The organism is Kutzneria viridogrisea DSM 43870, assembly GCF_000525635.1.
In the GTDB taxonomy this organism is placed as follows: Bacteria; Actinomycetota; Actinomycetes; order Mycobacteriales; family Pseudonocardiaceae; genus Kutzneria; species Kutzneria viridogrisea.
The window spans coordinates 952,466-978,431 of the sequence record NZ_CP007155.1 but is presented as its reverse complement, the minus strand read 5'-3'; the positions used below and the strand labels follow the sequence as shown (position 1 = coordinate 978,431).

Here is a 25,966-nt window from a genome sequence, read left to right as displayed (position 1 = left end):
CAACGGATGTGACCCAGGTCATCCGATCGGGAGGTAATGTGCGCCGGTTCCTCGCCCTGCTGCTGGTCACAGCGGCAACGACGCTCGGCCTGACGACAACGGCCGCCGCGGCCACGCCGGGCTTCTCCGTCAGCTACACCACGATCCCCGGGGACGGCGGCACCCCGCTCAAGGGCTTCCTCGTGCGGCCGACCGGGCGCGGACCGGGGCCGTTCCCGGTGCTGGTCATGCCCAGCAGCTGGAGCGTGCCGGACATCGAGTACGTGGGCGCGGCGGCCAAGCTGGCCACGGCCTCGGGCTACGAGGTCGTCAGCTACACCTCGCGCGGGTTCTGGGACTCGGCGGGCACCATCGAGGTGGCCGGCCCGCAGGACGTGGCCGACCTGAGCCGGGTCGTGGACTGGGCCCTGGCCAGCACCCCGGCCGACCCGGCCCGCGTCGGCGCGGCGGGCATCTCCTACGGTGCGGGCATCAGCCTGCTGGCGGCCGCCGCAGACAAGCGCATCCGCGCCGTCGTGGCGATGAGCGCCTGGGCCGACCTGGCCAAGTCCCTGTACCCGAACCAGACCGTCAGCGCGCTGGCCGTGGAGGGCCTGATCGACGCGGGCAAGCTCACCGGCCGGCCCGGTCCCGTGTTGCGGCAGGCGGAGAAGGACTACCGGGCGGGTGACTTCGACGCCGTGCTGCCGATCGCCCCGGTGCGGTCCGCGGCGAGCAAGATCGACGCGGTGAACGCGAACGGTGCCGCCATCATGATCGGCAACGCCTGGGAGGACTCGATCTTCCCGCCGAGCCAGGTGCTGGACTTCTACCAGCGGCTGACCGGCCCCAAGCGGATCATGCTCGCCCCCGGGGACCACGGCACCAACGACGGCCCCGGCGCGGTCGGCCTGCCCAACGACATCTGGTCGGCGGCGGGCCGCTGGTTCGACCACTACCTGGGCGGGGCCGCCAACGGGGTGGACCGCGAGCAGCCAGTCCAGCTCAGGCCCGCCAACGGCGGGGCGTGGCACGGCTACCCGAGCCTGTCCGCGGGCAGGCAGGACAGCATCGGCCTGGGCCAGGCCAAGATCATCGCCGGGGTGGACACCATCGCGGGCAGCGGCATCCCGCTGCTCAGCGGGGCGTTGCAGGGCTACCTGAACCTGCCGACCGGGGTCGCCACCCCGTTGGTGAACCGGCTCAACGCCGGTGTGTGGTCGGGCAGCACCTACTCCGCTGGCGTCACCGTGCAGGGCACCCCGCAGGTGCACGCCACGGTCACCACCAGTGCGGCCGACACCTCGCTGTTCGCCTACCTGTACGACGTGAACGCGCTCGGCGTCGGCTCGCTGATCACGCACAAGCCGTACACGATCCGCGGGGCCAAGCCGGGTTCGACCACCACGCTGGACTTCGGCCTGGAGCCGGTGCAGTGGAACGTGCCCGCCGGGCACCACCTGACCCTGGTGGTGGACACCGTGGACCCGCGCTACCGCAGCGAGAGCACGCTCGGCAGCACCGTCACGATCTCCGGCTCGCTGGCGATCCCCCTGGCATGACATGAAAGTGCCGTATGAGACATCTGACGTCTCATACGGCACTTTCATGACAACGGGACTAGCGCAGCGCGTGCACCAGGGCGGGCACGAACTTGGCGGCGTCCAGGGTGCCCCAGCCGCTCACCACGTCGAAGCCCTTGTCGGCCTTGTAGCCGGTGACCCCGCCGTAGGTGTTGTCGCCGACCGTCACGTCCACGATGCCGGACTCGGCGGCACGCGGGCCGAGCTTGGTGTACAGCGCCGGGTTGATCTGCCCGAGGCGGCCGTGGTGGGCCTGCACGGCCAGTGCCAGCACGCCCGCGAACAGCGGGGCGGACTCGGAGGTGCCGTGGATGCCCTCCATGGTGATGTCCGGGAAGGACCGGTTGCGGCTCTGCGTCACGCCGGCGACCCCGCGCTGCCAGCTCGGCCGGGCGTAGGTCTTGGAGATGCCGCCACCCGAGCGCGGCCAGAGGGTGTCCGGACCGGTGCGGTTGCCGTCGGCGTCCAGGTGCAGCACGGTCCCGCCCAGCGAGGTGACGTTCGGGTCGGAGGCGGGCCAGCTGGCCGTGCGGTACGGGAACAGGTCGGGGCCGGTCAGCTGCCCGTTGGTGGCCCCGTCGTCACCGGCGGAGGCGACCAGGGTGACGCCCGCCCTGCTGGCCCGCTCCAGCGCCGGGTCCAGGGACTTCACCGAGTCCAGGCTGGGGAAGGTGTCCTCGGCGGTGCCGAAGCTCATCGAGATGACGTCGGCGATGCGGTGCTCGGTCATGTAGTCGACCGCGTGCATCATCTCCGGCAGCCCGGTGAAGCCCTGGGTCTCGGCCACCGGGGTCGCCGCGATCACGATGTGCGCGGCGGGCGCCATCGTGTGGATCATCATGACGTCCAGGTCGGTCTCCCCGCCCCAGCCCTGGCAGGTGCTGGTGTCCACCCCGGGGTCGGTGCAGCCGGGCACCGGGCCGGAGGGCGCGATCACCGAGATGTCCGCGGGCGGCAGCCCGTTGGCCTTGTCGTAGGCGTCGATGACCTTCTTGATGTCGGCGTCCCCATAGGACACCAGCGTGGCGACGGTGGCGCCCGCGCCGACGATGCCCTGGTTCCACAGCGCGGGGGTGTTGTAGGCCTGGGAAAGCCGCGGGAGCTTCGCGGCGGCGGCCTGCAGGCGCTGCACCTTCTGCTCCACGGTGTTCGCGCCGATGAACGAGCGCGCGGCCTCGCTGAACACGTGCTTGGACTGCTGGGCCTGCGCGGCCTGCGGCACCGGTGCGGCGCTCGCCGGGACGGCCACGAGCACGCTCGCCGCCAACGCGGTGCCGACGGCCAGTGCCGCGGTGGTTCTGCCGGTCATCTGTTCTCCCTCTAGTGCTGACACACCACGAGGTCGCCGGGGCTCGCAAGCCACGGCGACCTCGGGTCCCTGCTCGCTAGCGAACGGCCTTGACCAGCGCGGGCACGAACTTGGACGCGTCGAGCGTGCCCCAGCCGCTGACGATGTCGTAGCCCTTGGCGGCCTTGTAGCCCACCACGCTGCCGTAGTTGTTGTTGCCGATGGTCACGTCGACGATGCCCGAGGTGCTCGACGTGCCGAGCTTGTTGTACAGGGCCGGGTTGATCTGGCCCAGCCTGCCGCCCTTGCTCTGCACGGCCAGTGCCAGCACACCCGCGAACAGCGGGGCGGACTCGGAGGTGCCCTGGATGCCCTCCATGGCGATGTCCGGGAAGGCGCGGAACTTGCCACCGGTGGTGCCCGCGACACCGTTCTGGTAGTCCGGCTTGGCGTAGACCTTGGACAGGCCGCCGCCGGAGTCCTGCCACACCTTGTCCGCCGTCCGGTCGGCCTGCTGGCCCAGCACGGTGCCGCCGAGGGCGGTGACCCTCGGGTCGGAGGCGGGCCAGCTGGCGACGCGGAAGTCGTAGGTGCCGCCGTCCTTGGTGTTGCCACTGGCGCCCTGGTCACCGGAGGAGGCGACCAGCGTGATCCCGGCGGCGCTGGCCCGGTCGAAGGCCGGGTCCAGACTGCGGATCTGGTCGAAGTTGTCGAAGGTCTCCTCGGTGGTGCCGAAGCTCATGGAGATCACGTCCACCAACTTGTTGGTGGTCATGTAGTCCACGGCCTTCATCATCTCCGGCAGGCCCTGCATGCCCTGGGTCTCGGCCACCGGGGTCGCCGCCACGATGATCTTCGCACCGGGCGCCATGGTGTGGATCATCTCCACGTCCAGGTCGGTCTCCCCGCCCCAGGAGCGGCAGGCCGAGGGGTCACTGGACTCGTCGCAGCTGGGCACCGGGCCCGCGGGCTCGATGACCTGGACGTCGGCGGGCGGCAGCCCGTTGCGCTTGCTGTAGGCGTCGATGACGGCCTTGATGTCCTTGTCACCGAAGGACACCAGCGTGGCGACGGTGGTGCCCTTGCCGTCGATCTTGTTGTCCCACAACGGCTTCACGTTGTAGGCCTTGGACAGCCTGGGCAGCCCCGCCGTCGCGGCCTCCAGGCGCTGGACCTTCTGGTCCACGGTCTTCGCATCGGCGAAGGACGCGGCGGCCTTGCTGAACACGTGGTGCCCGCTGACCGGCGCGGCCGTGGCCGGGACCACCGCCAGCCCTCCGAGAGCCAGCGTGGCACCGACCGACAGCACCACCGCGGACCTGACAGATCCTCGACCCATCTGCGCCCCTCCTCCACCTCGCACGGCAACGATCCCGTGCCATTCAAGGCCGTGGGGACATCGAGTCGGCAGGGTCGAAAGTATGGGCCTGTTCCACCTAATGGACGTCCTCCCACGCCCGGTAGGCGTCCTGCACCACGCGCACCGCGTCGTCGATGTCGTCGGTCAGGTGTAGCAGGTCCAGGTCCTTCTCGCCGATCTTGCCGCCGACCAGCACCGACTCGCGCAGCCAGTCGTACAGGCCCTGCCAGTAAGAACGTCCAAAAAGGACAACCGGGAACTTCGTGACCTTCTTCGTCTGCACCAGGGTCAGCGCCTCGAACAGCTCGTCGAAGGTGCCGAAACCACCCGGCAGGCAGATGAAGGCCTGCGCGTACTTGATGAACATGGTCTTGCGGGCGAAGAAGTAGCGGAAGTTCACCCCGAGGTCCACCCAGGGGTTCAGGCCCTGCTCGAAGGGCAGCTCGATGCCCAGGCCCACCGACATGCCCCCGGCCTCCGAGCAGCCCCGGTTGACCGCCTCCATCGCACCGGGTCCGCCGCCGGTGATCACCGCGAAGCCCGCGTCGGCCAGCGCGCCGCCCAGCTTGCGGCCCAGCTCGTACTCGGGGTGCTCGGGCTTGGTGCGCGCGGAGCCGAACACGGTGACGGCCTTGGGCAGTTCGGCCAGCGCGCCGAAGCCCTCCACGAACTCCGCCTGGATGCGCATCACCCGCCACGGGTCGGTGTGCACCCAGTCGGAGGGGCCGCGCGAGTCGAGCAGGCGCTGGTCGGTGGTGCCCGCGTCGGTGGTGCGGTCACGGCGCAGCACGACCGGTCCGCGCTGGCGCTCCGGCGTCCTACCGGTGTGGTTCTCAGTCATCGAAACACTTTAGTGCCGAGAACCGACCATGATCCACCACGACCAGGTGAACCAGAGGCGTCAGTCGGTGAGGAACCGTCGCAGCACCTCGGCGCAGCGGCTGATCTGCGCCACCGGCACGTTCTCCTGCTGGGTGTGCGCCAGCGTGGGGTCGCCGGGGCCGAAGTTGACCGCCGGGATGCCCAGTGCGCCGAACCGCGCCACGTCGGTCCAGCCCAGCTTCGCCTTGGCCGTGCCGCCCGCGGCGGCCAGCAGGTCCTGGGCCGCGGGTGCGCCCAGGCCCGGCAGCGCGCCACCGGCCGAGTCGGTCAGCACCACCTCGTACCCGGCGAAGACCTCCCGCACGTGCTCCAGCGCCTGCGCCACGGAGCGGTCCGGGGCGAAGCGGTGGTTGACCGTCAGCACGCACTCGTCGGGCACCACGTTGCCCGCGACCCCGCCGCTGATCTTCACTGCCTGCAGGCCCTCGCGGTACCGGCAGCCGTCGATCTCCACCTGGCGCGCCTGGTAGGACTCCAGCCTGCGCAGCACCTCGCCGATCCCGTGGATGGCGTTGGCCCCCATCCAGGCCCGCGCCGTGTGCGCCCGCGTGCCGGTGGTCCGCACCTCCACGCGCAGCGTGCCCTGGCAGCCCGCCTCGATCACCGCCGAGGAGGGCTCGGCCACGATCGCCAGGTCCCCGGCCAGCCAGTCGGGCAGCTCCCGCTCGATACGGCCCAGGCCGTTGCGGGCGGCGTCGACCTCCTCGCAGTCGTAGAACACGAAGGTCAGGTCGTGGCGTGGCCGCGGCAGGGTCGCCGCCAGGTGCAGCAGCACCGCGTCCCCGCCCTTCATGTCCACGGTTCCGCAGCCGTGCAGCACCTGCTCGGCCCCGGTTCCGGTGCGGCGCAGCGGCAGGTTGTCGTTGATCGGCACGGTGTCCAGGTGACCGGCCAGCACCACCCGCGCGGCCCGGCCGAGGTTGGTCCTGGCCAGCACGGTGTTGCCGGAGCGGATCACCTCCAGGTGCGGGGCCTGGTCGGCCAGCGCCGCCTGCACGGCGTCGGCGAGCTCCTGCTCCTCGCCGGAGACGCTGGGCACGTCGACCAGCGCCGCGGTCAGCTCGATGGGGTCCGAGGTCAGGTCCAGCTTCACCGTCACACCCCGCACGTTACCGTTGGTACCCGTGAGCACCGAGAACACCAGCGCGTACGGCATCGGCATCGCGACCATCGCGGCGGACGGGACGGTGTTGGACACCTGGTACCCCTCGCCGAAGCTCGGCGTGGGCGACGAGTCCGGTCGGCTGACCGCCGAGCAGGCCGCCGCCGAACTGGGCACCGAGGTGGCCCTGGGCGTGGACCAGGCGCGGGGCGTCGAGGTGGTCGCCGTGCGCACCGCCATCGAGCGGCTGGCCGACAAGCCGGTGGACGCGCATGACGTCTACCTGCGCCTGCACCTGCTGTCGCACCGGCTCGTGCCGCCGCATGGCCTGAACCTGGACGGGATCTTCGGCCTGCTGGCCAACGTCGTGTGGACCAACCACGGCCCGTGTGCCGTCACCGACTTCGAGCAGACCCGCCTGCGCCTGCGCGCGAGGGGGCCGGTCACCGTCTACGGGGTGGACAAGTTCCCGCGGATGGTCGACTACGTGCTGCCCGCGGGCGTGCGCATCGCCGACGCGGACCGGGTGCGGCTGGGCGCGCACCTGGCCAGCGGCACCACGGTCATGCACGAGGGCTTCGTCAACTACAACGCGGGCACCCTGGGCAGTTCCATGGTGGAGGGCCGGATCTCGGCGGGCGTGGTGGTCGGTGACGGCTCCGACGTCGGCGGCGGCGCCTCGATCATGGGCACCCTGTCCGGCGGCGGCAAGGAGGTCATCTCCCTGGGCGAGCGCTGCCTGCTCGGGGCCAACGCGGGCATCGGCGTCTCGCTGGGCGACGACTGCGTGGTCGAGGCCGGGCTGTACGTCACCGCGGGCACCAAGGTCGCGCTGCCCGACGGCTCGGTGGTCAAGGCCCGCGAGCTGTCCGGCCAGTCCGGGCTGCTGTTCATCCGCAACTCGGGCACCGGCGCCGTCGAGGTGCGCCCCCGCAAGGGCCAGGGCATCGAGCTGAACGCCGCCCTGCACGCCAACTAGGCGTACCGGAAGCGCCGACACACCGTATGGGAACGTCCGACACGCGCTGAACCCCGCGTGTCGGCGCTTCCGGTACCGCGTGTCGGCGCTTCCCGTACGGTGTGTTGCGCTCAGCCCACGGAGATCTGGGCGAGCTTCTCCTTCAGGTAGTCGCCCCAGGTCACCGGCGGGTAGCTGCGGTGCCCGATCGGCGGCGGGAAGGACTCCACCACGGCGTCGTGGTTGACCTCGTAGAAGAACACCAGCGAGACCAGGTCCTCCTCGGGCGCGTCGGCCTGCGGCGGCAGCACGCGGTGCCGGGTGGAGCGCCAGCGGTCCCCGGTCCACCGCGCCATCAGGTCACCGATGTTGATCGTGAACGCGGCCGGGTCGTACGGGGCGTCCACCCACCGCCCGTCCAGGGTGTAGACCTGCAACCCGCCCAGGCCCGCCTCCCGGTCGAGCACCGTCACCGTGCCGAAGTCGGTGTGCGGGCCGATCCGGTACTGGCCCGGTTCGGGAGGCCCCACGCGGGTCATCGGCGGGTACCAGTTGAGGTTGAAGCCGTAGGTGGGCCGGGTCAGGTACGGCGCGAAGTGGTCCTCCGGCAGGCCGAGGGCCAGCGCGGAGATGGTCATCAGCTCGTCGGAGAGCCGGTGCATGCGCGCCAGGTACTCGCCGACGACCGGGCGCAGGGCGGGCACCTCCGCGTCCGGCCACACGTTGGGCGCGAACCACTCCGCATCGGCCTGCGCGTCCCCGGTGGGCGTGTCGCAGGCGAGGGTGTACGACTCCTTGAGATCCGGCGGGGTCGGCGTGCCTTCGGCCAGCCCGTTGGCCTCCGCCCCAGGTGGCAGCCAGCCCCGGCCGCCGACCACGGTGGTGTAGCGGGCCTTGGCCTCCGGCGGCAGCGCGAAGAACTCGCGGGCCGCCGCGCGGGTGGCCGCGCGCAGTTCGTCCCCGACCTCGTGCCCGGTGATCAGCAGGAAGCCCGACTCCCGCAGCGCGGTGTCCACCTGGGCGGCGACCCGAGCCCGGTCGGCGCCGTCCCCGTGGAACCACGGCTGGAGGTCGATGATCGGAACGGTCACGTGGGGTCCCCCTTCACTTGCCGATGTCCTCGAACCACAACTGGGGGCGGGCGGCGATGAACTCGGTCATCATCGCCACGCAGCCGGGGTCGTCCAGGATCGTCACCTCGACACCGTGTTCGGCTAGCCAGTCGTGCCCGCCCTGGAAGGTGCGGGCCTCGCCAACAAGCACCCGGCCGATGCCGAACTGGCGCACCAGTCCGGAGCAGTACCAGCAGGGCGACAGCGTGGTCACCATGGTCGTGCCCCGGTAGTTGGCGCGGCGCCCGGCGTTGCGGAAGGCCGAGGTCTCGGCGTGCATCGCGGGGTCGTCGTCCTGAACACGGCGGTTGTGCCCGCGGCCGAGCAGGGTGCCGTCGGAGTCGAACAGCGCGGCGCCGATCGGGATGCCGCCCTCGGCAAGGCCCGCCTGCGCTTCCTCGACGGCGATCCGCAGCAGGTCTGTGTCCACCATCACCACACTGTGCGGCCCCGGCCGGTTCGCGGCAATCGTCAACCCCGGGTAATTGCCGCTGAGCTGCAAGATCATCCGGCCGATTCACTCTGTGGTCACCTACTATTCATCCGGTGAGCCCAACAACGGCAGCACCCCGTCGCCCTGCGCGTCGGCCGCTGCGGCCGGAGGAACTCGGGCTGGGCCTTGAGCCGGTCACCGCAGGCGCGAAGGACCCGGTGCCCCGGCACGTCCGCGCGGCGGTGCACGGCAACCTGCTCGCGATGCTGCACCACGAGGCAGGTAGCCGGACCGGTGAGGACCCCGAGGACCTGCACCAGTTGCGGGTCGCGGTGCGCCGGCTGCGCGCGGTGCTCAAGACGGTTCCGGGCTGCGTGCCCGGCTGCCCCGAACTGCGGGCCGAGCTCGGCTGGCTCGGCGGGGCGCTGGGCCCGGTGCGTGACCTGGACGTGCTGATCGACCGGTTGCGCGAGGAGGCCGAGGACTTCCCCGAGGAGGAGCGCGCGGCCGTCGAGGCACTGATCGCCGGACTGGTGACGGACCGGCTCGCCGCGCGGCGCCTGCTGGTCGCGGCGCTGAACTCCGCCCGCTACCGGGCGCTGCTGCACGCGCTGGCCGAGGCGTCCCGCTCACCGTTGCCCGCGGATCCGGGGCCGGACCTGATGCACCTGGTGCGCAAGCCGTACCGGAAGCTGCACAAGGCCGTGCTGGCGCTGGCCGAGGACCCGCCGGACGAGGACCTGCACCGGCTGCGCATCATGGGCAAACGCTTGCGCTACGCAGCCGAACTGGCCGCGCCGATCGCGGGGCGCAAGGTGAAGGCGCTGCTCAAGGCCACCAAGGAGCTTCAGGAAGTACTCGGCGAGCACCAGGACGCCTGCGTGGCCGAGCAGGAGGTGCGACGGCTGCTGGCCGCTCAGGGCGAGGTCATCGACTGGGACCTGGTGTTCGCCGCCGGACGACTCGTCGAACGTGAGCACGTGCGGCGGACCAGGTACCGAGCGCTGTGGCAGGGTACCTGGCTCACCGTCGAACGGGCCGCCCAGCCGCTGATCTGAGCCGGGTTGTCCACAGGCGGCGAGTTGTCCACATGTGGATCTTCAGCAAGATCAAGTAGGGGTTGCGGGCGGTAGGCTGGACTTGGGGTCGCCCCCCAGGGAGTGGCGGGGGACGTTCATGGGTGGAGCGTAGATCCACTCACAACCGGGCGGCTGCCGCGGCGACCCGCTCGTCCGTTGCCGTCAGCGCGACCCGCACGTGCTTGTGCCCGTTCGGACCGTAGAACGTGCCCGGGGCGACCAGGATGCCGCGTTCGGCGAGCCAGGCGACGGTGGTCCAGGCGTCCTCCCCGCGGGTGGCCCACAGGTACAGGCCCGCCTCGGAGTGGTCCACGGTGAACCCGGCGCCCAGCAGGGCCTCCAGCAGCACCTTGCGGCGTGCGCCGTAGCGGGCGCGCTGCTCGACCACGTGCTGGTCCTCCGACAGGGCGGCGGTGATCGCGGACTGCACCGGCCGGGGCACGATCATCCCGGCGTGCTTGCGCACCTGGAGCAGGCGGTCCACCAGCACGGGGTCACCGGTCACGAACCCGGCGCGGTACCCGGCGAGGCTGGAGGACTTGGACAGCGAGTGCACCGCGAGCAGCCCGTCCAGGCTGCCGCCGTTGACGCGCGGGTCCAGTACCGACACCGGCTCTGCGTCCCAGTGCAGGGACAGGTAGCACTCGTCGGAGGCCACCACCGTGCCGCGCTCGCGGGCCCACTCCACGACCTTGCGCAGGTGCTCGACGGGCAGCACCTTGCCGGTCGGGTTGGACGGGGAGTTCAGCCACAGCAGCTTGGGGCGCTGCGGGCCGAGAGCGATCAGCGAGTCGGCGCGCAGGAACTCGGCACCGGCCAGCCGGGCGCCCACCTCGTAGGTCGGGTACGCCAGCTCGGGAATGGCCACCAGGTCGCCGGCGCCCACACCGAGCAGCGTCGGCAGCCAGGCGACCAGCTCCTTGGAGCCGATCGTCGGCAGCACGGCGACCGGGTCCAGCCCGGTGATGCCGAACCGCCTGGCCAGCGCGTCCACCGCGGACTGGCGCAGCTCGGCGGTGCCGTGCGTGGTCGGGTAGCCGGGCTGGTCGGCGACGGCGGCCAGCGCCTCGCGGATCGGCTCGGCCACCGGATCGACCGGAGTGCCCACGGACAGGTCGACCACGCCACCGGGGTGGCTGCGCGCCCTGGCGGCGTGGTCGGCCAGCGTGTCCCAGGGAAAGTCCGGGAGTTGCCCGATCACTCGTGCGCGGCCTGCTGCGGCAGGGCCTTGACGAACTGCGGGTCGTTGGCCACCTTGCCGACCTTGGCGGCACCGCCCGGCGAGCCCAGCTCGTCGAAGAAGTCCGCGTTGGCCTTGGTGTAGTCCTTCCACTGGTCGGGGACGTCGTCCTCGTAGTAGATGGCCTCCACCGGGCACACCGGCTCACAGGCACCGCAGTCGACACACTCGTCGGGGTGGATGTAGAGCATCCGGTCGCCCTCGTAGATGCAGTCGACGGGGCACTCTTCGATGCACGCCTTGTCGAGCACGTCGACGCAGGGCTCGGCGATCACGTAGGTCACTGCGGTCTCCTGCTCCCTCTTCCTCATCCGGCCGAGAACGTTCATGAGGGGTTCACGGCGCACCGTCAGTATCCCCTGGCCCGCCCCGGCCACGGGAACCCGCCTCCCCTAGTGCCACGGTACGTCTCGGTGGCCGGGAACACAGGTGCATCCGGCATGTGGCAAGAGGCACAGTTCAGGACGTGGACGAAGTGCTGAGCCTGGAGAACCTGTGCGCCGACGCCTGGCCCGCCGTGGCCGAGGAGCGGGTCGGGCAGTGGCGGATGCGCGCGGCGGGCGGCTTCACCGGCCGGGCCAATTCGACGCTGACGGCCGGGGACCCCGGCGTGGAGCTGGGGCAGGCGCTGGGCAGTGCGGCGGAGTTCGCGCGGCGGCACGGCATCGACCCGAAGCTGCACGTCACGGTGGGCGCCGAGCTGGAACGGGCACTGCCTGGCCAGGGCTGGGAGTTGGACCTGGACCACCCCGGCGGGGTGGAGTCGCTGGTGATGACCGGCCGGGTCGCCGACCTGGCCGGACCGGCGCGGGCGGCGGTGGTGCTGGACGAGGCGAGGGCCGACTGGTGGCGGCTGGCCACCGGGGTCGAGGACCCGCCCTCGCCCGTGCGGCACGTGCTGTCCTCGGCGAAGACCACCGGGTTCGGCATGATCGACGGGGTGGGTTCGGTGCGCGGGGCTGTCGTCGAGGACCTGCTGCACATCGCGCGACTGTCGGTGCGGCCCGAGTTCCGCAGGCGGGGGCTGGCCAGGGACCTGATCGCCGCGCTGGCGAACTGGGCGCTGGAACTGGGCGCCACGCGGTGCGCGTTGCAGGTGGCCGAGCACAACACCGCCGCGATCAGCCTGTACGCGGGCCTGGGCTGCACGGAGCACCACCGCTACCAGTACTGGACGACGACCCGGTAGGGCCGCGGCACGCCGACTCGGTGACGTGCTGGCCGCCGGTCCGGGCGGGAGCTCACCGGCTCGTGGTGATACTCCAGTCTCAGTTCTGCCGCGCCGAGTTCACCGACGTGCACATGCTGGACGCGCCGAGGTTCGCCGCGACCGCGCGGACCTAGCTCGGCTGATCAGCGCCGCTTCTTGCCCGTGTCGCGCAGGTCGCCGAGGATGCGCATCTGCGGAGCCTTGGGCTTGTCGCCCTCGGGCTCACCGGCCTCCTGCGCCCGCTCGTCGAACAGGCTCTTGATCGAGTCGACCGGGTCGGTGGTGTGCCGGTGGTCGTTGCGCTGCACGGTCACTGCTGCCTCCTGGGATCCCACTGGACCTGGCGGTTGGCCACGATCCACTGCTGCGCCGCGGCACGGGTCCGCCGCAGCAGCAGTCGCTGCGGCAGCGGCACGCGCGGTTCCGCCACCATCGTCCCCACTCGGCGGCCCAGCCGCCAGAGCGTGCCCGCCACGGCGCGCACCGTGTAGCGGCCGTGCCTGCGCAGCGAGTCCGGCAGCGCCTCGGTCAGCTCGGCGGTGACCCGGTCCTCCTCGGCGTCCGCGCGCGTGGGGTCCACATCGCGCCCGGCCAGCACCCCGGCCAGCACGCGGACCCGGAACTCCGTGCTGGGCGCGCCCTGTTCGGCGGCGATCGAGCAGACCAGCAGGCCACGGGCGGCGGCGCTCAGCGCGGCACGGTCCACCCCGGGCACGGCCGTCAGCAGGCCGGTGAGCCTGCTCAGCCTGCCGTCCAGGGAGTCCGGCAGCCCGCCCAGCCGGACCAGGAAGCTCGGGTCGACCCCGTCGATGTTGGACACCGCCCCCAGCGAACGGCCGCGCAGCCCGAACGGGTCCCCCTCGGCGAGCACGGCGAGCACCGGCACCGAGGCGCGGGCGAAGGGCCTCAGCAGCGCGGTGAGCTGCTGGTCATCCACGGAACCCGGCCGCCCGCTGCGCGCGGCCCAGCACGCCGCCGAGCACGACGGCGCTGGGCAGCGAGCCCGCGCCGAGCAGCACCAGGACGCGCCAGTCCGGGTAGACGCCGAAGCCCCCGCCCGGCCCGCCGAGCATCAGCCACAGGGTGACCAGCAGCCAGGCGAAGCCCGGGGCGGCGGCCACCGGCAGCTTCGGCGAGAGCCGGGCGGCGGCCAGCACCAGCAGCGGGGTGCTGACCGCGGCCAGCAGCACGGTCACCGGGAACGGGAAGCCGCCCAGGTCGGGCAGCAGCACCCCGTCGAAGCGCAGCGGCAGGTACACCAGCTCGACGACAGCCAGCAGCACCGCGTCGAGCACCAACGCGGCCAGCACCAACCAGTCGCCGAAGCCCCTCACCGGATCGGCCCCAGGTCGGCCAGCCCGCCGAACAGGTCGGTGTCGGCGCCCTCGCCGGGGCCCTTGGCCAGCACGTAGTACTCGCTGCCGACCACGGGCTGGGCGATGCCGTTGGACAGGGCGTAGGAGTCGGCGCCCTCCCCGTTCTGCCACACGCTGACCTGGGTGGCGTGCGCGCGCAGGGCGCTGAGCTTGGCCGGGTTGTGGTCGCGCACCTCGACCACGGTGGTGATCTCGGCGTCGTCGGTGACGGGCAGCTCACCGGGCTCGGGCAGCCGGAACGGCACACCGGGCACGGAGGCCAGCTTCTCGCTGCCCGCCTCGGTGGCGTCCCGGGAGGTCACGGCGTAGAAGACCCTGGCCACCTCGGACACCTGTGCCGTGGCCGCCATGGTGATCTCGTGCGCCCGGATGTGGTCCGGGTGGCCGTAGCCCCCGTTCGGGTCGTAGCTGACCACCACCTGCGGGCGCACCTCGCGCAGCACCTGCACCAGCTGTTCGGTCTGCTCCGCGAGGTCGCCGGAGACGAAGGAACGCGGGTGGTTGTTCGCCGCGGTGCCGACCATGCCGGAGTCCCGCCAGCGGCCGATGCCGCCCAGGAAGCGGTGGTCGTTGACGCCCAGTGCGGCGCAAGCCGAGCGCAGCTCGCCCACCCGGTAGCCGCCGAGCTGGTCGGCGGCCTCGGCGCGCAGTTCGGCCAGGCTGTTCGGGATGATCTCACCCTCTTCGCCCAGGGTGCAGGTCACGACGGTGACGTGCACTCCCTGCGAGGCGTACCGGGCGATCGTTCCTCCGGTCCACAGGCTCTCGTCGTCGGGGTGTGCGTGCACCAGCAACAGCCGTGGCGGAGCGGTCAGGGTCACCGGTCGAGTTTAGTGGCCGGGACCGACAGGCCCGCGATGGGAGGCGGAGACCGCGTTCGGAGACTGGGGAATCATCGAACGCGGCCTCACTCCCCCTCGAAGATCACCGGCTTCGGCGTGCCGAGTTCCCCCCTGCCGCATGTCGGCAGCGACTCGGTTCGCCGTCCCCCGGGTGACCAGAACAAGCTTGGCAGGAGGGCGTGACGTCTCCGTGACGCCGTGGTGTCGCGCGTGACGGGGGCCTCGACGGGCCCCGATGACTGTCATTTGTCCCTCACCCGAACGGACCTGTCAACCCCGCATCGGTACTGCTAGCACAGTCGCGGCCAGGTAGGCACCCCGTACAACGCGGTGGGGCCCCGCCCGTCGAGGAGTGACAGGCGGGGCCCCGGTCAGCGGGCGGCTCAGCCGACCACCGAGTGCTCCTCGGCGAAGTGGCAGGCCGACAGCAACTGGCTCTCGCCGCGGCGCTTCAGCTCGGGCTCCTCGGTGGCGCAGATGTCCTGCGCCTTCCAGCAGCGCGTGCGGAAGCGGCACCCCGACGGCGGGTTGACCGGGCTGGGCACGTCACCGGTGAGCACGATCCGGTTGCGCTGGCGTTCCCGCTCCTGCTTGGGATTGGGCACCGGGACCGCCGAGAGCAGCGCCTGGGTGTACGGGTGCATCGGGGCCGCGTAGATCTGTTCGCGCGGCCCGATCTCCACGATCTTGCCCAGGTACATCACGGCCACCCGGTCGGAGATGTGCCGGACCACCGACAGGTCGTGCGCCACGAACAGGTAGGACAGCCCCAGCTGGTCCTGCAACTCCTCCAGCAGGTTGACCACACCGGCCTGCACGGAGACGTCCAGCGCGGACACCGGCTCGTCGAGCACCACCAGCTTCGGGTTGAGCGCGAGCGCGCGGGCGATGCCGATGCGCTGGCGCTGGCCGCCGGAGAACTCGTGGGCGTAGCGGTTGCGGTGCTCGGGGTTGAGCCCGACCAGTTGCAGCAGCTCGTTGACCCGGTGCTGGGCCTGCCTGACCCCGCCCGCCGAGCCGTGGATCTTGAACGGCTCGCTGACGATGTCGTTGACGGTCCAGCGCGGGTTCAGCGAGGCGTACGGGTCCTGGAACACGATCTGCATGTCCCTGCGGACCTCGCGCATGCCCGAGGAGCCCAGCCTGGTCAGTTCCTTGCCCTGGAACCTGACCGACCCGGAGGTGGGCTTGTGCAACTGGAGGATGGCCCGCCCGGTGGTGGACTTGCCGCAGCCGGACTCGCCGACCAGGCCCAGGGTCTCGCCGGGGACCAGGTCGAAGCTGATGCCCGACACGGCGTGCACCTGGCCCACGACGCGCGGGATGATGCCGCCGCCGCGCACCGGGAAGGTCTTGACCAGGTCGCGGACCTCCAGCAACGGGGCCTGCTGGGTGGCCGCGCCCTCGCTGGGGCTGGTCTGTGCGGTGGTGGTCATGACGCTGCGTTCTCCTCAGCCTCACCGAGGTTGGTGGCCAGCACGTGCTCGGGGTCGGCGACGAGCAGCGAAGCCGGGTCCTCGATCACGCCGATCTCCTCGTGGGCGAACAACTTCTGCGGCTGGTCGATCTCGGCCAGCGCCTGCCAGCGGTGGCAGCGCGAGTGGTGACCGCCGCTGCCGGTGTCGGCCAGCGGGGGCTCCACCTCGTGGCACTGCGCGACCACCAGCGGGCAGCGCGGGCTGAACGCGCAGCCCGAGGGCAGGTTCATCAGCGAGGGCGGCGCCCCGGAGATCGGGGTGAGCCGCTTGCCCAGCATGGTCGGGTTGGGCATGGAGCCCAGCAGGCCGACCGTGTAGGGCATGCGCGGGGTCTCGAACACCTCGTCCACCGGCCCGGACTCCACCACCGTGCCGCCGTACATCACCTGCACCCGGTCGACCATGCCCGCCACGACACCCAGGTCGTGAGTGATCATCATGATCGCCGCGCCCGTCTCGTCCCGGATGCGCAGCAGCGTGTCCAGGATCTGCGCCTGCACGGTGACGTCCAGCGCCGTGGTCGGCTCGTCGGCGATGATCACGTCCGGGTCGTTGATGATCGACATCGCGATCATCGCCCGCTGCCGCATGCCGCCGGAGAACTCGTGCGGGTACTGCGCCGCCCGCCGGTCCGGCTGCGGGATGTTGACCAGTTCCAGGGTCTCCACGGCCTTGGCCCACGCGGCCTTCTTGGACACCTCGTGGTGCGCCCGGTACGCCTCGGCCAGCTGCCAGCCCACCGTGTAGACCGGGTTCAGCGAGGTCATCGGGTCCTGGAAGATCATGGAGATCCCGTTGCCCCGGTAGGGCTGCATCTCCTTGAAGTTCAGGCCGACCAGTTCGTTGTCCCGGAACCGGATGGAGCCGGTCACCTCGGCGGTGCGGGGCAGCAGCCCCATGATCGCCATGGAGGACACCGACTTGCCCGAGCCGGACTCGCCGACGATGCCCAGTACCTCTCCGGAGCCCAGCGAGAAGGACACGTCGCGCACCGCGTGCACCACGCCGTCCTCGGTGCCGAAGTCCACTGAGAGGTTCTCCACGACCAGCAGCTTCTCCGACGTCGGCGCGCCGGGCTCACCAAGCACCTGCTCGCTGACGCTCATCGCCGCACCTCGCTAACGCTCGGCGCGACGCTTCGCGTCGGCCCTGTGCCCAATGGTTCGCTCGCAAGCTCGCTCACGCCTTAACCCTCCTCTGCCTGGGGTCGAACGCGTCGCGCATGCCGTCACCGATGAAGTTGACCGACAGCGAGATCGCCACGATGAACGCGAACGGGATGAAGAACAGCCACGGGTGCTGGGTCAGCTCGTTCTTGTTCTGGTTGATCAGCAGGCCGAGCGAGGTGTCCGGCGACTGCACGCCGAGACCGATGAACGACAGCGCCGCCTCCAGCAACACCGCCTGGGCGATGGTCACCGTGGTGTTCACGATGATCACGTCGATGGTGTTGGGCAGGATGTGCCGGAACACGATGCGCGGGGTGGACCCGCCCAGCGCGCGGGCGGCCTCCACGAACTCCTTCTCCCGCAGGGAGAGCACCATGGCGCGCACGGTGCGGGCGATGGACATCCAGCTGATGAGGCTGATGAAGATGGCCACCAGCAACCAGTTGCTGGACTGGCTGCCGGTCTTGGTGGCCTCCAGCAGGAAGGTGCTGCGGGTCATCGCCGCGGCGATGACGAACGGCGGCAGCACCAGCACCAGATCGATGCCCCGGTTGATCAGGCTGTCCACCCAGCCCCTGCGGTAGCCCGACACGGCGCCGAGGATCACGCCGATGAACGTGGCGACCACCGCCACGATGATGGCGATCTGCAAGGAGAACTGGGTGCCCCGGATGATCTGGGAGAGCATGTCCTCGCCCAGGTGCCCGGTGCCGAACGGGTGATCGGCGCTGGGCGGCAGGTACCGGCCGAGGTTGAGCTGCTGGTAGCTGTACTTCCAGACGTAGCTGCCGAAGAAGGCGAACAGCACCAGCAGGATGAACAGCGCGGACCCGGCGACGGCCGCGCGGTGGCGCATGAAGCGCTTGAGCACGACCTTCCACTGGCTGCGCGCCGAGTCCGAGTCGAACTGGCTGGTGCCCGAGTTCGGCGCTGGGGTCGCGCCCGTGGTGGCGATGGTGGCGTCAGTCAAGGCGGATCCTCGGGTCAAGGAAGGCGTACACGATGTCCGCGACGAGGTTGAAGGCCACGATGAAGAAGGCGGCCATCATCATCAGGCCCAGCACCATGTACGGCTCGATCTGCGTGATGGCGTCCACGAGCAGCTTGCCCATGCCCGACCAGCCGAACACCGTCTCGGTGATCACCGCGCCACCGACCAGCCCGCCGAAGTTCAGCGCCGCCACCGTGGCGATCGGGATCAGCGCGTTGCGGAAGGCGTGCCGGAACACCACGCGGGCCTGGGAGATGCCCTTGGCCTGAGCGGTGCGCACGTAGTCGGCGTTGAGCACCTCCAGCATGGAGGCGCGCTGGAACCGGCTGTAGAGCGCGAACTGGATGACCACAAGGCAGATCGTGGGCAGCACGTAGGCCCCGGTGTACTGGTATATCTGGGTGCCGAGGCTGCCGGAGAACCCGGCGCCCGGTGGTCCGGCTGTGATGATCCATCTGCCGAGACCGACCTTCTCCAGCCAGTCGTTGAGCTGGATGCCACCGCTCTTGATCACCAGTGCCACGCAGAACAGCGGCATGGAGAACATGGTGAAGGCCAGTCCGGTCGCCGTGTAGTCGAACAGCGAGTACTGCCGGACCGCGCCGATGACGCCCACGGCCATGCCCAGCACCAGCGCGATGATCTCGGCGCCGATGACCAGCTTGGCGGTGGTGCCCATGGCCTGCATGACGGCGGGCTCCACCTGCAGGCCGGTGCTGCCCGGCACGACCTGCTTGCCCCAGTCGCCCTGCACGAAGTTGACGACCCAGTTGCCGTACCGCTCCAGGAACGGCTTGTTGGTGCCCGCTGCGGCCTCGGCGTTGGCGATCTCGCCGGGGCTGCGGGGCTTCTGCAGCTTCCACTCACCAAGGGGATCACCCATGGCCGTGGTCAGCGCGAAGCAGAGGAACGACGCCAGGACGAGCATCGGTATCGAGATCAGCACCCGGCGGATGATGAAACGGAACACGGGGGTCCTCCTTGACCGGGTGCGGGGCCGACGCTGTTCACGTCGACCCCGCACCCGGTGACGGCCTTGTCAAGGCCCTGACTGGGAGCTACTTCTTCTGCCAGGTCTCGGCATTCCACAGCACGCCGCCGGAGACGCCGACGTAGCTGATCGGGCCGATGGAGGAGATCGACGCGGCGAAGTCGGGCAGCTGGAACAGCGGCACGCTCGCGTAGTCGTCGTGGATGGCCTTGTCCACGGCGTTGAGCTTGTCGATGCGCTTCTTGTAGTCCAGCTCCTGGTTGGCGTCCTTGAACAGCTTGTCCATCGCCTTGTCGTTCAGGTTCTGGTAGTTCGCCGAGCCACCGTCGTCCTTGGCGGCGTAGTTGCCGTACAGGCCGGCCTTGTTGGGCTGGCCGATCCAGGCGAACAGCGCGGACTGGAACTCGCTGGCGGGCAGCCGCTTGGAGTTGAAGTCGGCGGCCTGGTCGTCCTGGATGTCCACGCCGGCCTGGTGGCAGGCGGCCTGGATCAGGCGCACGGTGTCGGCACGACGCTGGACGATCTTGTGGCCGATCTTCACGGTCAGCTTCTTGCCGTCCTTGGCGTAGATGCCGTCGCCGCCCAGCTTCCAGCCAGCGGCCTCCAGCGTCTTCTTGGCCTCGGCGATACCGGCGTCACCGGACTGGCCGCTGGTGCCCTTGAGGTCGCTGTAGTTGTCCTTGTAGCCGACCTCGTTCGGCATGAAGATCAGGTTGCCCAGCGCGACCGCGGACGGGGTCACGTCCTTGACCAGGTTGTCCACGATGCCCTGGCGCGGCACGCACTGCGCGATCGCCTTGCGGACCTCGATGTCCTTGAGGATCGGGTCGGCGAGGTTGAAGTCCAGGTGCTCGAAGGTCTGACCGGAGGCGGCGTAGACGGTGTACGAGCTGGAGTCCTGGCGCAGCGTCTGGGCGACGTTGTTGTCCGCCTGGGGCGCGATGACCTGGACTTCCTTGTTCTGCAGCTGCTGGGCGGCAGAGGCGGCGTCGGTGTTGGTCTTGATGACGATCTTCGCCGGACCACCCTGCGGACCCCACCACTTGGGGTTGCGCTCCAGCACCGTGAGGTTGGTCAGGTCGCTCTGGGTGATGACGTACGGCCCGGCCGACAGGTCCACGGCCTTGTCGAAGTTCAGCCAGCCCTTGGTCCAGAACTCGGCCGCCTTCTTCACGGAGTCCTTGTCCGCGTCGGTGACCTTGGTGATGTCCGGGATGCCGGTCTTGGCCTCGAGCACGTGCGCGGGCAGCAGGCCGTCGCTGCCGCCGCTGGAGAACAGCGAGCGCCAGTCGGCGAACGGGGTGGAGAAGGTCGTGGTGACGGTCTTGCCGTCCGCGGAGCACTCCAGCTTGGAGATGTTCTCGTAGCCGGTGGGCGAGGTGTCCCAGATCGAGCCGCCGTTGGCGTCCTGGGCCTTGCTGGAGCTGGCCAGCCAGCGCAGGTAGAAGTCCTTGCAGGCGAAGGGCTGGCCGTCCGACCACACGGCCTTCTGGTTGATCTTCCACTCGACCACCTGCGGGGCGGTGGAGGTGACCTTGACCGAGTCCATCAGGTCGCCGTCGATCTTGACGACCAGCTTGCCGTTGTCGAGGTCGGTGAAGAAGGGCGAGGGCAGGGTCTGGGTGGTGCCCAGCGTGTTCGCGAAGTTGTTGGTGGCGCCGATGAAGTTGTTGTAGTTGTGGAAGTTCTCCTCCACAGCCACGTTGACCTCACCGATGTCCTTGACCTGCGGCCGGTGGTAGACCTGGTCCGCCCCACCGATCGAACCCGGGTCGGCGTTCTGCGTGACGTCGCCGCCACCAGCGGAGTCGCCACCGCCGCTGCCGCAGGCGGTCAGCACGAGTGCCGCGCCCGCGATCGCCGCGACCGCGGAGATTGCCTTGGATCTCCTCATTGACACGTGCCCTCCTAGCACGGGGCGGCCGTGACCGGATCAGGTCTACGTACACACCCGGGAACCATCGACGCATCACAAGCTCGACCTTCAGCGCCGTGTCAGGCACCGTAAGAAGCCGAATACCCGTGGGTCACTGGTCGGACGATGATCGTGACCAAAGGGTGACACGGTGACAGCGCGTAGCAATGGGTCCGTTACCGGCCGGGTTCGTCACGCCGCCAAACGGCCTGATAACTGTCAAGAGTTGAAATTGACGGAACGCGGGTAAGGGCACCCTGATTAACAGTTTCTCAACAGTACTATCAGATCACGCGAAGCCTCAGCGGCGCACTGATCGCTGCCACTCCGGCGCACCGGCGAACGGACCGACCAGAGGCGGGCCCACGCTCACCCCGGACAGCTCCGGCCGCACCGCGAGCACGTCGGCGAGCTGGAACAGCGGGATGGCGATGTTCTGCTTCCACAGCGCGGGTTCGATGGTTGCCAGCGCGTCGGACAGGGGCATGGCACCGGTCAGTGCGGCCTCGATCGCGGGCTGCAGTTCTCGATCACAGAATCCCGCGGCATTGGCCGGAGAACTCGTGCCATCGGGAAGTCCGGTGCGACAACCGAACGCGGATGCCAAATCCGTCGCCGGATCACCACTGACCGGTTGGGGGGCAATAACGATGTCCACGAGACTGTCGGAATCACCGGTCGCGGCGGCGTTCGTGGTGCTCGTCGGGGTCGGGGTCGCGGTGATGACCTTGCTGAAGAGTTGGTCACCGTTGGTGTTCAACACCCGGCTGCCGATACCGGCCGCGGTGAGTTGTTGTTGCACCAGCCGCGCCAGTCCGGAATAGGGCTCGCGGTCCCCGGGAACACCGATCACCAGGTTCAGCGGCTGGCCGTCCCGGAGCCAGGCCCCACCGGTCTTGGCGTACCCGGCCTCGGTCAGCGACTGCTCCACCTTGGCCGGGTCCGGCTTGGCGGGCGAGCCCCCGCCGGGGATGGTCGGGACGAAGCCGGGCCGCGAGGGCGCCAGCACGAGCGAGTCCGCGCGCAGCTGCCCGGCCGGTCCGCCGCCGGTGCCCAGCGAGATCAGCGAATCCCGGTCGAAGGCGGCGGCCACGGCGGCCCGGATCTTCGGGTTGGCCATCAGCGGGGTGCTCGGCCGCAGCAGCAGCTGGACCAGCACCGGGTTGGGCACGGTGGACACGGCCAGTGTGTGGTTCCCGCCCGCCAGCGCGTCGCTGGTGGACTTCGTCGCCGGGAAGAGCCCCAGCTGGTCGTCGCCGCCGGTCAGCGCCTTGACCAGCCCGGAGGGGTCGGCCTTGCGCAGGATGATCTGCTGGAGCTTGGTCGAGGGGCCCCAGTACCGGTCGTTGCGCTGCAGGATGATCTCGCCGCGCTCGGGGTCCAGCCGCTTGATGGAGAACGGTCCGCCCGCGGCGGGGAAGGTCTCGGTCAGCGCGGCGGCCCAGCCGCCCGGGGCGTCCTTGAGCACGTGCGAGGGCAGCAGGTCGTGGAACAGGGTGCGCCAGCCCGGGTAGGGCTTGCTGAACACCACCTCCACCGTGCGCCCGCCGTCCCGCCCGGACACGCTGGTGATCAGCTTGTAGCCCGAGGCGTCGGCGACACCCGGCTGGCTGCGCATGTTGTCCCGCAGGTACGCGAAGTCCTCCGCGGCGATGGGCGGGCCGTCGCCCCAGGCCGCGTCCTTGCGGATCGTGTAGGTCACCGTGTACGGCTCGGCCGAGGTCACCTCGGCGGAGTTCATCAGCGTCTGGTCCAGCTGCGGGGTGCCGTCCGGGGCGGAGCGGAACACCGAGGGCAGCACCAGCTCGCCCAGGGTCCTGGCCACCGTGGTCTGGTTGGCCAGCAGGTGCGGGTTGTAGCCGCCCGCCACGCTGTCCACCCCGACCACGACCTGGGTCGGGTCGGCGGGCTGGCTGGGCTGGGTGCTCGCCACCGGGGAGTTGACCAGCGGGGGCGGCGGGGAGTTGGTGCAGGCGGCGAGCAGCACGCCGAGCAGCACGAGCAGCCAGACCGGCCGCACTCGTGACGCCAACGCCGACACCTCCCGAAACTCCCCTGCTGACCAGCACGATCGAGGGTGCCAGAGACCCCTGACACCGCGCCCGCGGATAAACCGGAGCCGGGCGCACCGAGGGTGAGACGTTCGGCGGGCGGTCCAGGTTCACTGCCAGCGGGTGCTGGGACGGTATCGCGTGTCACCCGATTGCGCCGATGGGCCCCTCGGTGAGGGGCCCATCGGCGTATCAGCGCAGGTGTCAGGCCCTATCGCGGGCCTTGGCGCGGGAGCGCTCGCGGCCGCGGGTGGTGCTGTCCAGGATCAGCTTGCGCACCCGGACCACCTTCGGGGCCACCTCCACGCACTCGTCGCTGGCGCAGAACTCCAGCGCCTCCTCCAGCGAGAGCTTGCGCGGGCGGGCCAGGGTCTCCATCACGTCGGCGGAGGACTGCCGCATGTTGGTGAGCTTCTTCTCCCGGCACACGTTGACGTCCAGGTCCTCGGCACGCGGGTTCTCGCCGACGACCATGCCCTCGTAGGCGTCCGCGCCGGGCTCCACGAAGAAGGTGCCGCGGTCGGCCAGCTGCAACATCGCGTAGCTGGTGACCGAGCCGGTGCGGTCGCACACCAACGAACCGCTGTGCCGGGTGCGGATCTCGCCCGCCCACGGGAAGTAGCCCTCGAACACGTGGTTGGCGATGCCGGTGCCACGGGTCTCGGTGAGGAACTCGGTGCGGAAGCCGATCAGGCCGCGCGCGGGCACCACGTAGTCCAGCTTGATGCGCCCGGTGCCGTGGCCGTCCATGTTCTCCATGCGGCCCTTGCGGTTGGCCAGCAGCTGGGTCACCGCGCCGAGGTGCTCCTCGGGGGTGTCCACGGTCAGCCGCTCGTAGGGCTCGCAGAGCTTGCCGTCGATCTCCCTGGTGACCACCTGGGGCTTGCCCACGGTCAGTTCGAAGCCCTCGCGACGCATCTGCTCGACCAGGATGGCCAGCGCCAGCTCACCACGGCCCTGCACCTCCCAGGTGTCGGGGCGCTCGGTGGGCAGCACGCGCACGCTGACGTTGCCGACCAGTTCGGCGTCCAGCCGGGCCTTGACCAGGCGGGCGGTCAGCTTGGTGCCGCCGTTGCGACCGGCCAGCGGGGAGGTGTTCACACCGATGGTCATGGAGATGGCCGGCTCGTCCACCGTGATCCGGGGCAGCGGCTCCGGGGTGTCCGCGTCGGCCAGGGTGTCGCCGATGGTGATCTCGTCGATGCCCGCGATGGCGACCAGGTCGCCCGCGCTGGCCACCTCGGCGGGCACGCGGTCCAGCGCCTCGGTGATCAGCAGCTCGGTGATCTTCACCCGCTGGGTGCTGCCGTCCTCGCGACACCAGGCGACGAACTCGCCCTTGCGCATCTTGCCCGCGTGGATGCGGCACAGCGCGATGCGGCCGAGGAAGGCGCTGGCGTCCAGGTTGGTCACCAGGGCGCGCAGCGGGGCCTCGGCGTCGCCGCGCGGGGCGGGCACGTGGCCCAGCAGCACGTCGAACAGCGGGTCCAGGCTGTCGCTGTCGGGCAGGCCGCCGTCCTCGGGCTGGGTCAGGCTGGCCTTGCCCGCGCGGGCGGAGGCGTAGATGACCGGCACGTCCAGCACGGAGTCGTCCGCGCCGACCTCGGTGGCCAGGTCCAGCAGCAGGTCGTGGGTCTCCTCGACGACCTCGGCGATGCGCGCGTCGGGGCGGTCCACCTTGTTGACCACCAGCACGACGGGCAGGCCCGCGGCCAGGGTCTTGCGCAGCACGAAGCGGGTCTGCGGCAGCGGGCCCTCGCTGGCGTCGACCAGCAGCAGCACGCCGTCGACCATGGACAGCGCGCGCTCCACCTCGCCGCCGAAGTCGGCGTGACCGGGGGTGTCGACCACGTTGATGGTGATGTCCCCGTCCGGCGTGTGCCTGCGCACCGCCGTGTTCTTCGCGAGGATGGTGATGCCCTTCTCGCGCTCGAGCTCGCCGGAGTCCATGACCCTGTCGACCAGCTCGGCACGGGCCGAGAAAGCACCGGACTGCCGCAGCATGGCGTCGACCAGGGTGGTCTTGCCGTGGTCGACGTGCGCGATGATCGCGACGTTGCGGAGATCGGTCCGGATGTGCTGACTCGCGTGGGGGGCGGTTGCCGTGGGCACGCGGGACTCCTAGAGCTTTGCGAGTGGGTGGTGGGCACCGGCGGAGCGGACAGCTGACCCGCGCGCGTGACCCTTCCCAGCGTACCGGTTGGGCGGCGGTTCCCCGCAGCGCACACGGAGTGAGGTCAGCCTCACCTATCCTGGCGTCACTCGACGGCGGGAGCGACCAGGTGGGCAAAAAGAAAGTCAAGAAGAAGTGCTGCCGGTCCACACCGCGTTGCAAGCGGTGTCCAGTTCTCGCCTTGCTCAAGGAAAAGAAAAAGAAAGAACACGAAAAGCGCTAGTGTTCTCAGGGAACCGGCCGGGGCGGTCCAGGCGGCAACACCCAGCCGTACCTCACGCCGTCGGTTCGTCGACGACCGGTTCCCGTACCCGCGTCAGCCGGCCCGCAGCGCCTCGTTGTGGATGATCAGATCAGGTGCCGTCCTGGTCGCCTCGAACTCCACCACCTCGTGGCTGGCCAGGCGTTTTAGCACGAAAGGGTCGGTGGCCAGCACGGCGAGGAGCTTCTCTCTGGTCATCGGCCGCGCGATGAACACGTCACCGGTGCGCCCGGCCCTGCGGCCCGAGGCGAGGAAGTAGCCCAGCGCGTACTGGCGGTCCAGCCAGGCACAGTGGTCGGGCAGCACGTAGTCGATTTCTTCCAACGGGGCTTTGTAGTTGAGCAGCACGATGTACATAGCCCGAAGATAAACCCGGAATGGTGGTTCCGGGTCTGCTAGAATAGTGACGTGCGCAGTACTTCAGCCTTCTGGCGGGTCGCCGACCGGCGGCCCTGACTGCGCGCGCTCCACTACCGCAGGCCGCCCGCGAGG

The 25,966-nt window shown here is 70.2% G+C and carries 24 protein-coding genes; 4 read left to right on the top strand and 20 right to left on the bottom strand.

Features of this window, described 5'->3' with window-relative positions:
- The first annotated feature begins 38 nt into the window (after positions 1–38).
- Positions 39–1,541 carry a CocE/NonD family hydrolase gene (locus tag KALB_RS04680; protein WP_025354568.1) on the top strand — a complete coding sequence of 501 codons (1,503 nt, stop codon included), beginning with the start codon at positions 39–41 and terminating at the stop codon, positions 1,539–1,541.
- A 58-nt stretch (positions 1,542–1,599) separates the two neighbouring features.
- On the opposite strand, the gene KALB_RS04675 is transcribed toward KALB_RS04680, so the two are convergent.
- The 4 genes from KALB_RS04675 to dapE form a co-directional block, all read right to left on the bottom strand.
- The gene (locus tag KALB_RS04675) at positions 1,600–2,871 is read right to left on the bottom strand and encodes a S53 family peptidase (protein WP_025354567.1); all 1,272 of its coding nucleotides are present in this window, start codon (positions 2,869–2,871) and stop codon (positions 1,600–1,602) included.
- A 76-nt stretch (positions 2,872–2,947) separates the two neighbouring features.
- Complete coding sequence (locus tag KALB_RS04670; protein WP_042220237.1) at positions 2,948–4,189, bottom strand: S53 family peptidase; 1,242 nt, start codon at positions 4,187–4,189, stop codon at positions 2,948–2,950.
- 97 nt (positions 4,190–4,286) lie between these two features.
- Positions 4,287–5,051 carry an LOG family protein gene (locus KALB_RS04665; RefSeq protein ID WP_025354565.1) on the bottom strand — a complete coding sequence of 255 codons (765 nt, stop codon included), beginning with the start codon at positions 5,049–5,051 and terminating at the stop codon, positions 4,287–4,289.
- 60 nt (positions 5,052–5,111) lie between these two features.
- Positions 5,112–6,191 (bottom strand): succinyl-diaminopimelate desuccinylase, encoded by a 1,080-nt coding sequence (gene dapE, locus KALB_RS04660; protein ID WP_025354564.1) that lies wholly within the window; start codon positions 6,189–6,191, stop codon positions 5,112–5,114.
- 16 nt (positions 6,192–6,207) lie between these two features.
- On the opposite strand from dapE, the gene dapD reads away from it, so the two are divergent.
- A complete protein-coding gene (gene dapD, locus KALB_RS04655) occupies positions 6,208–7,173 on the top strand; it encodes a 2,3,4,5-tetrahydropyridine-2,6-dicarboxylate N-succinyltransferase (RefSeq protein WP_030111282.1) in 966 nt (321 codons plus the stop codon).
- 110 nt (positions 7,174–7,283) lie between these two features.
- On the opposite strand, the gene KALB_RS04650 is transcribed toward dapD, so the two are convergent.
- Positions 7,284–8,243, bottom strand: coding sequence for an isopenicillin N synthase family dioxygenase (locus KALB_RS04650; protein ID WP_025354562.1), 960 nt, complete (start codon positions 8,241–8,243; stop codon positions 7,284–7,286).
- 13 nt (positions 8,244–8,256) lie between these two features.
- Positions 8,257–8,697 (bottom strand): nucleoside deaminase, encoded by a 441-nt coding sequence (locus tag KALB_RS04645; RefSeq protein ID WP_030111281.1) that lies wholly within the window; start codon positions 8,695–8,697, stop codon positions 8,257–8,259.
- A 113-nt stretch (positions 8,698–8,810) separates the two neighbouring features.
- On the opposite strand from KALB_RS04645, the gene KALB_RS04640 reads away from it, so the two are divergent.
- Complete coding sequence (locus tag KALB_RS04640; RefSeq protein ID WP_236650170.1) at positions 8,811–9,755, top strand: CHAD domain-containing protein; 945 nt, start codon at positions 8,811–8,813, stop codon at positions 9,753–9,755.
- 139 nt (positions 9,756–9,894) lie between these two features.
- On the opposite strand, the gene dapC is transcribed toward KALB_RS04640, so the two are convergent.
- Together dapC and fdxA are read right to left on the bottom strand one after the other, a co-directional pair.
- The gene (gene dapC / locus KALB_RS04635) at positions 9,895–10,974 is read right to left on the bottom strand and encodes a succinyldiaminopimelate transaminase (protein ID WP_025354559.1); all 1,080 of its coding nucleotides are present in this window, start codon (positions 10,972–10,974) and stop codon (positions 9,895–9,897) included.
- On the bottom strand, positions 10,974–11,300 hold the full coding sequence (gene fdxA / locus KALB_RS04630) for a ferredoxin (protein WP_025354558.1): 327 nt from the start codon (positions 11,298–11,300) through the stop codon (positions 10,974–10,976). The genes dapC and fdxA overlap by 1 nt, the downstream gene beginning before the upstream one ends.
- A gap of 182 nt (positions 11,301–11,482) precedes the next feature.
- Here fdxA and KALB_RS04625 point away from each other — a divergent pair, with 182 nt between their 5' ends.
- Positions 11,483–12,205, top strand: coding sequence for a GNAT family N-acetyltransferase (locus KALB_RS04625; RefSeq protein WP_025354557.1), 723 nt, complete (start codon positions 11,483–11,485; stop codon positions 12,203–12,205).
- Between the two features lie 164 nt (positions 12,206–12,369).
- On the opposite strand, the gene KALB_RS47450 is transcribed toward KALB_RS04625, so the two are convergent.
- From KALB_RS47450 to KALB_RS04570, 12 genes are all read right to left on the bottom strand, one after another.
- Complete coding sequence (locus KALB_RS47450; RefSeq protein ID WP_158510709.1) at positions 12,370–12,540, bottom strand: hypothetical protein; 171 nt, start codon at positions 12,538–12,540, stop codon at positions 12,370–12,372.
- Positions 12,537–13,163, bottom strand: a complete 627-nt coding sequence (locus KALB_RS04620; RefSeq protein WP_025354556.1) for a hypothetical protein — start codon at positions 13,161–13,163, stop codon at positions 12,537–12,539. The genes KALB_RS47450 and KALB_RS04620 overlap by 4 nt, the downstream gene beginning before the upstream one ends.
- Positions 13,156–13,560 (bottom strand): hypothetical protein, encoded by a 405-nt coding sequence (locus tag KALB_RS04615; RefSeq protein ID WP_025354555.1) that lies wholly within the window; start codon positions 13,558–13,560, stop codon positions 13,156–13,158. The genes KALB_RS04620 and KALB_RS04615 overlap by 8 nt, the downstream gene beginning before the upstream one ends.
- On the bottom strand, positions 13,557–14,423 hold the full coding sequence (mshB, locus tag KALB_RS04610; RefSeq protein WP_025354554.1) for an N-acetyl-1-D-myo-inositol-2-amino-2-deoxy-alpha-D-glucopyranoside deacetylase: 867 nt from the start codon (positions 14,421–14,423) through the stop codon (positions 13,557–13,559). The genes KALB_RS04615 and mshB overlap by 4 nt, the downstream gene beginning before the upstream one ends.
- 404 nt (positions 14,424–14,827) lie before the next feature.
- Positions 14,828–15,880: an ABC transporter ATP-binding protein gene (locus KALB_RS04605; protein ID WP_025354553.1), complete on the bottom strand. Its 1,053-nt coding sequence runs from the start codon at positions 15,878–15,880 to the stop codon at positions 14,828–14,830.
- On the bottom strand, positions 15,877–17,028 hold the full coding sequence (locus KALB_RS04600; RefSeq protein WP_025354552.1) for an ABC transporter ATP-binding protein: 1,152 nt from the start codon (positions 17,026–17,028) through the stop codon (positions 15,877–15,879). The genes KALB_RS04605 and KALB_RS04600 overlap by 4 nt, the downstream gene beginning before the upstream one ends.
- Before the next feature lie 73 nt (positions 17,029–17,101).
- The gene (locus KALB_RS04595) at positions 17,102–18,061 is read right to left on the bottom strand and encodes an ABC transporter permease (protein WP_025354551.1); all 960 of its coding nucleotides are present in this window, start codon (positions 18,059–18,061) and stop codon (positions 17,102–17,104) included.
- Complete coding sequence (locus KALB_RS04590; RefSeq protein WP_025354550.1) at positions 18,054–19,052, bottom strand: ABC transporter permease; 999 nt, start codon at positions 19,050–19,052, stop codon at positions 18,054–18,056. Before KALB_RS04590 ends, KALB_RS04595 begins: the two co-directional genes overlap by 8 nt.
- Positions 19,053–19,140: 88 nt before the next feature.
- On the bottom strand, positions 19,141–20,967 hold the full coding sequence (locus tag KALB_RS04585; protein ID WP_025354549.1) for an ABC transporter family substrate-binding protein: 1,827 nt from the start codon (positions 20,965–20,967) through the stop codon (positions 19,141–19,143).
- Between the two features lie 322 nt (positions 20,968–21,289).
- Entirely contained in the window at positions 21,290–23,029 is a 1,740-nt protein-coding gene (locus KALB_RS04580; RefSeq protein WP_420811816.1) for an ABC transporter family substrate-binding protein, read from the bottom strand.
- Between the two features lie 214 nt (positions 23,030–23,243).
- A complete protein-coding gene (gene typA, locus KALB_RS04575; RefSeq protein ID WP_025354547.1) occupies positions 23,244–25,151 on the bottom strand; it encodes a translational GTPase TypA in 1,908 nt (635 codons plus the stop codon).
- A 377-nt stretch (positions 25,152–25,528) separates the two neighbouring features.
- Positions 25,529–25,831: a YciI family protein gene (locus KALB_RS04570; RefSeq protein WP_025354546.1), complete on the bottom strand. Its 303-nt coding sequence runs from the start codon at positions 25,829–25,831 to the stop codon at positions 25,529–25,531.
- Between the last annotated feature and the right edge of the window lie 135 nt (positions 25,832–25,966).

Bases quoted from the DNA above. Each gene is read 5' to 3' on its own strand.
- KALB_RS04675 (WP_025354567.1), bottom strand. From the start codon at position 2,871: ATGACCGGCAGAACCACCGCGGCACTGGCCGTCGGCACCGCGTTGGCG.
- KALB_RS04670 (WP_042220237.1), bottom strand. From the start codon at position 4,189: ATGGGTCGAGGATCTGTCAGGTCCGCGGTGGTGCTGTCGGTCGGTGCC.
- KALB_RS04665 (WP_025354565.1), bottom strand. From the start codon at position 5,051: ATGACTGAGAACCACACCGGTAGGACGCCGGAGCGCCAGCGCGGACCG.
- KALB_RS04645 (WP_030111281.1), bottom strand. From the start codon at position 8,697: ATGGTGGACACAGACCTGCTGCGGATCGCCGTCGAGGAAGCGCAGGCG.
- KALB_RS04605 (WP_025354553.1), bottom strand. From the start codon at position 15,880: ATGACCACCACCGCACAGACCAGCCCCAGCGAGGGCGCGGCCACCCAG.
- KALB_RS04600 (WP_025354552.1), bottom strand. From the start codon at position 17,028: ATGAGCGTCAGCGAGCAGGTGCTTGGTGAGCCCGGCGCGCCGACGTCG.
- KALB_RS04585 (WP_025354549.1), bottom strand. From the start codon at position 20,967: ATGAGGAGATCCAAGGCAATCTCCGCGGTCGCGGCGATCGCGGGCGCG.
- KALB_RS04570 (WP_025354546.1), bottom strand. From the start codon at position 25,831: ATGTACATCGTGCTGCTCAACTACAAAGCCCCGTTGGAAGAAATCGAC.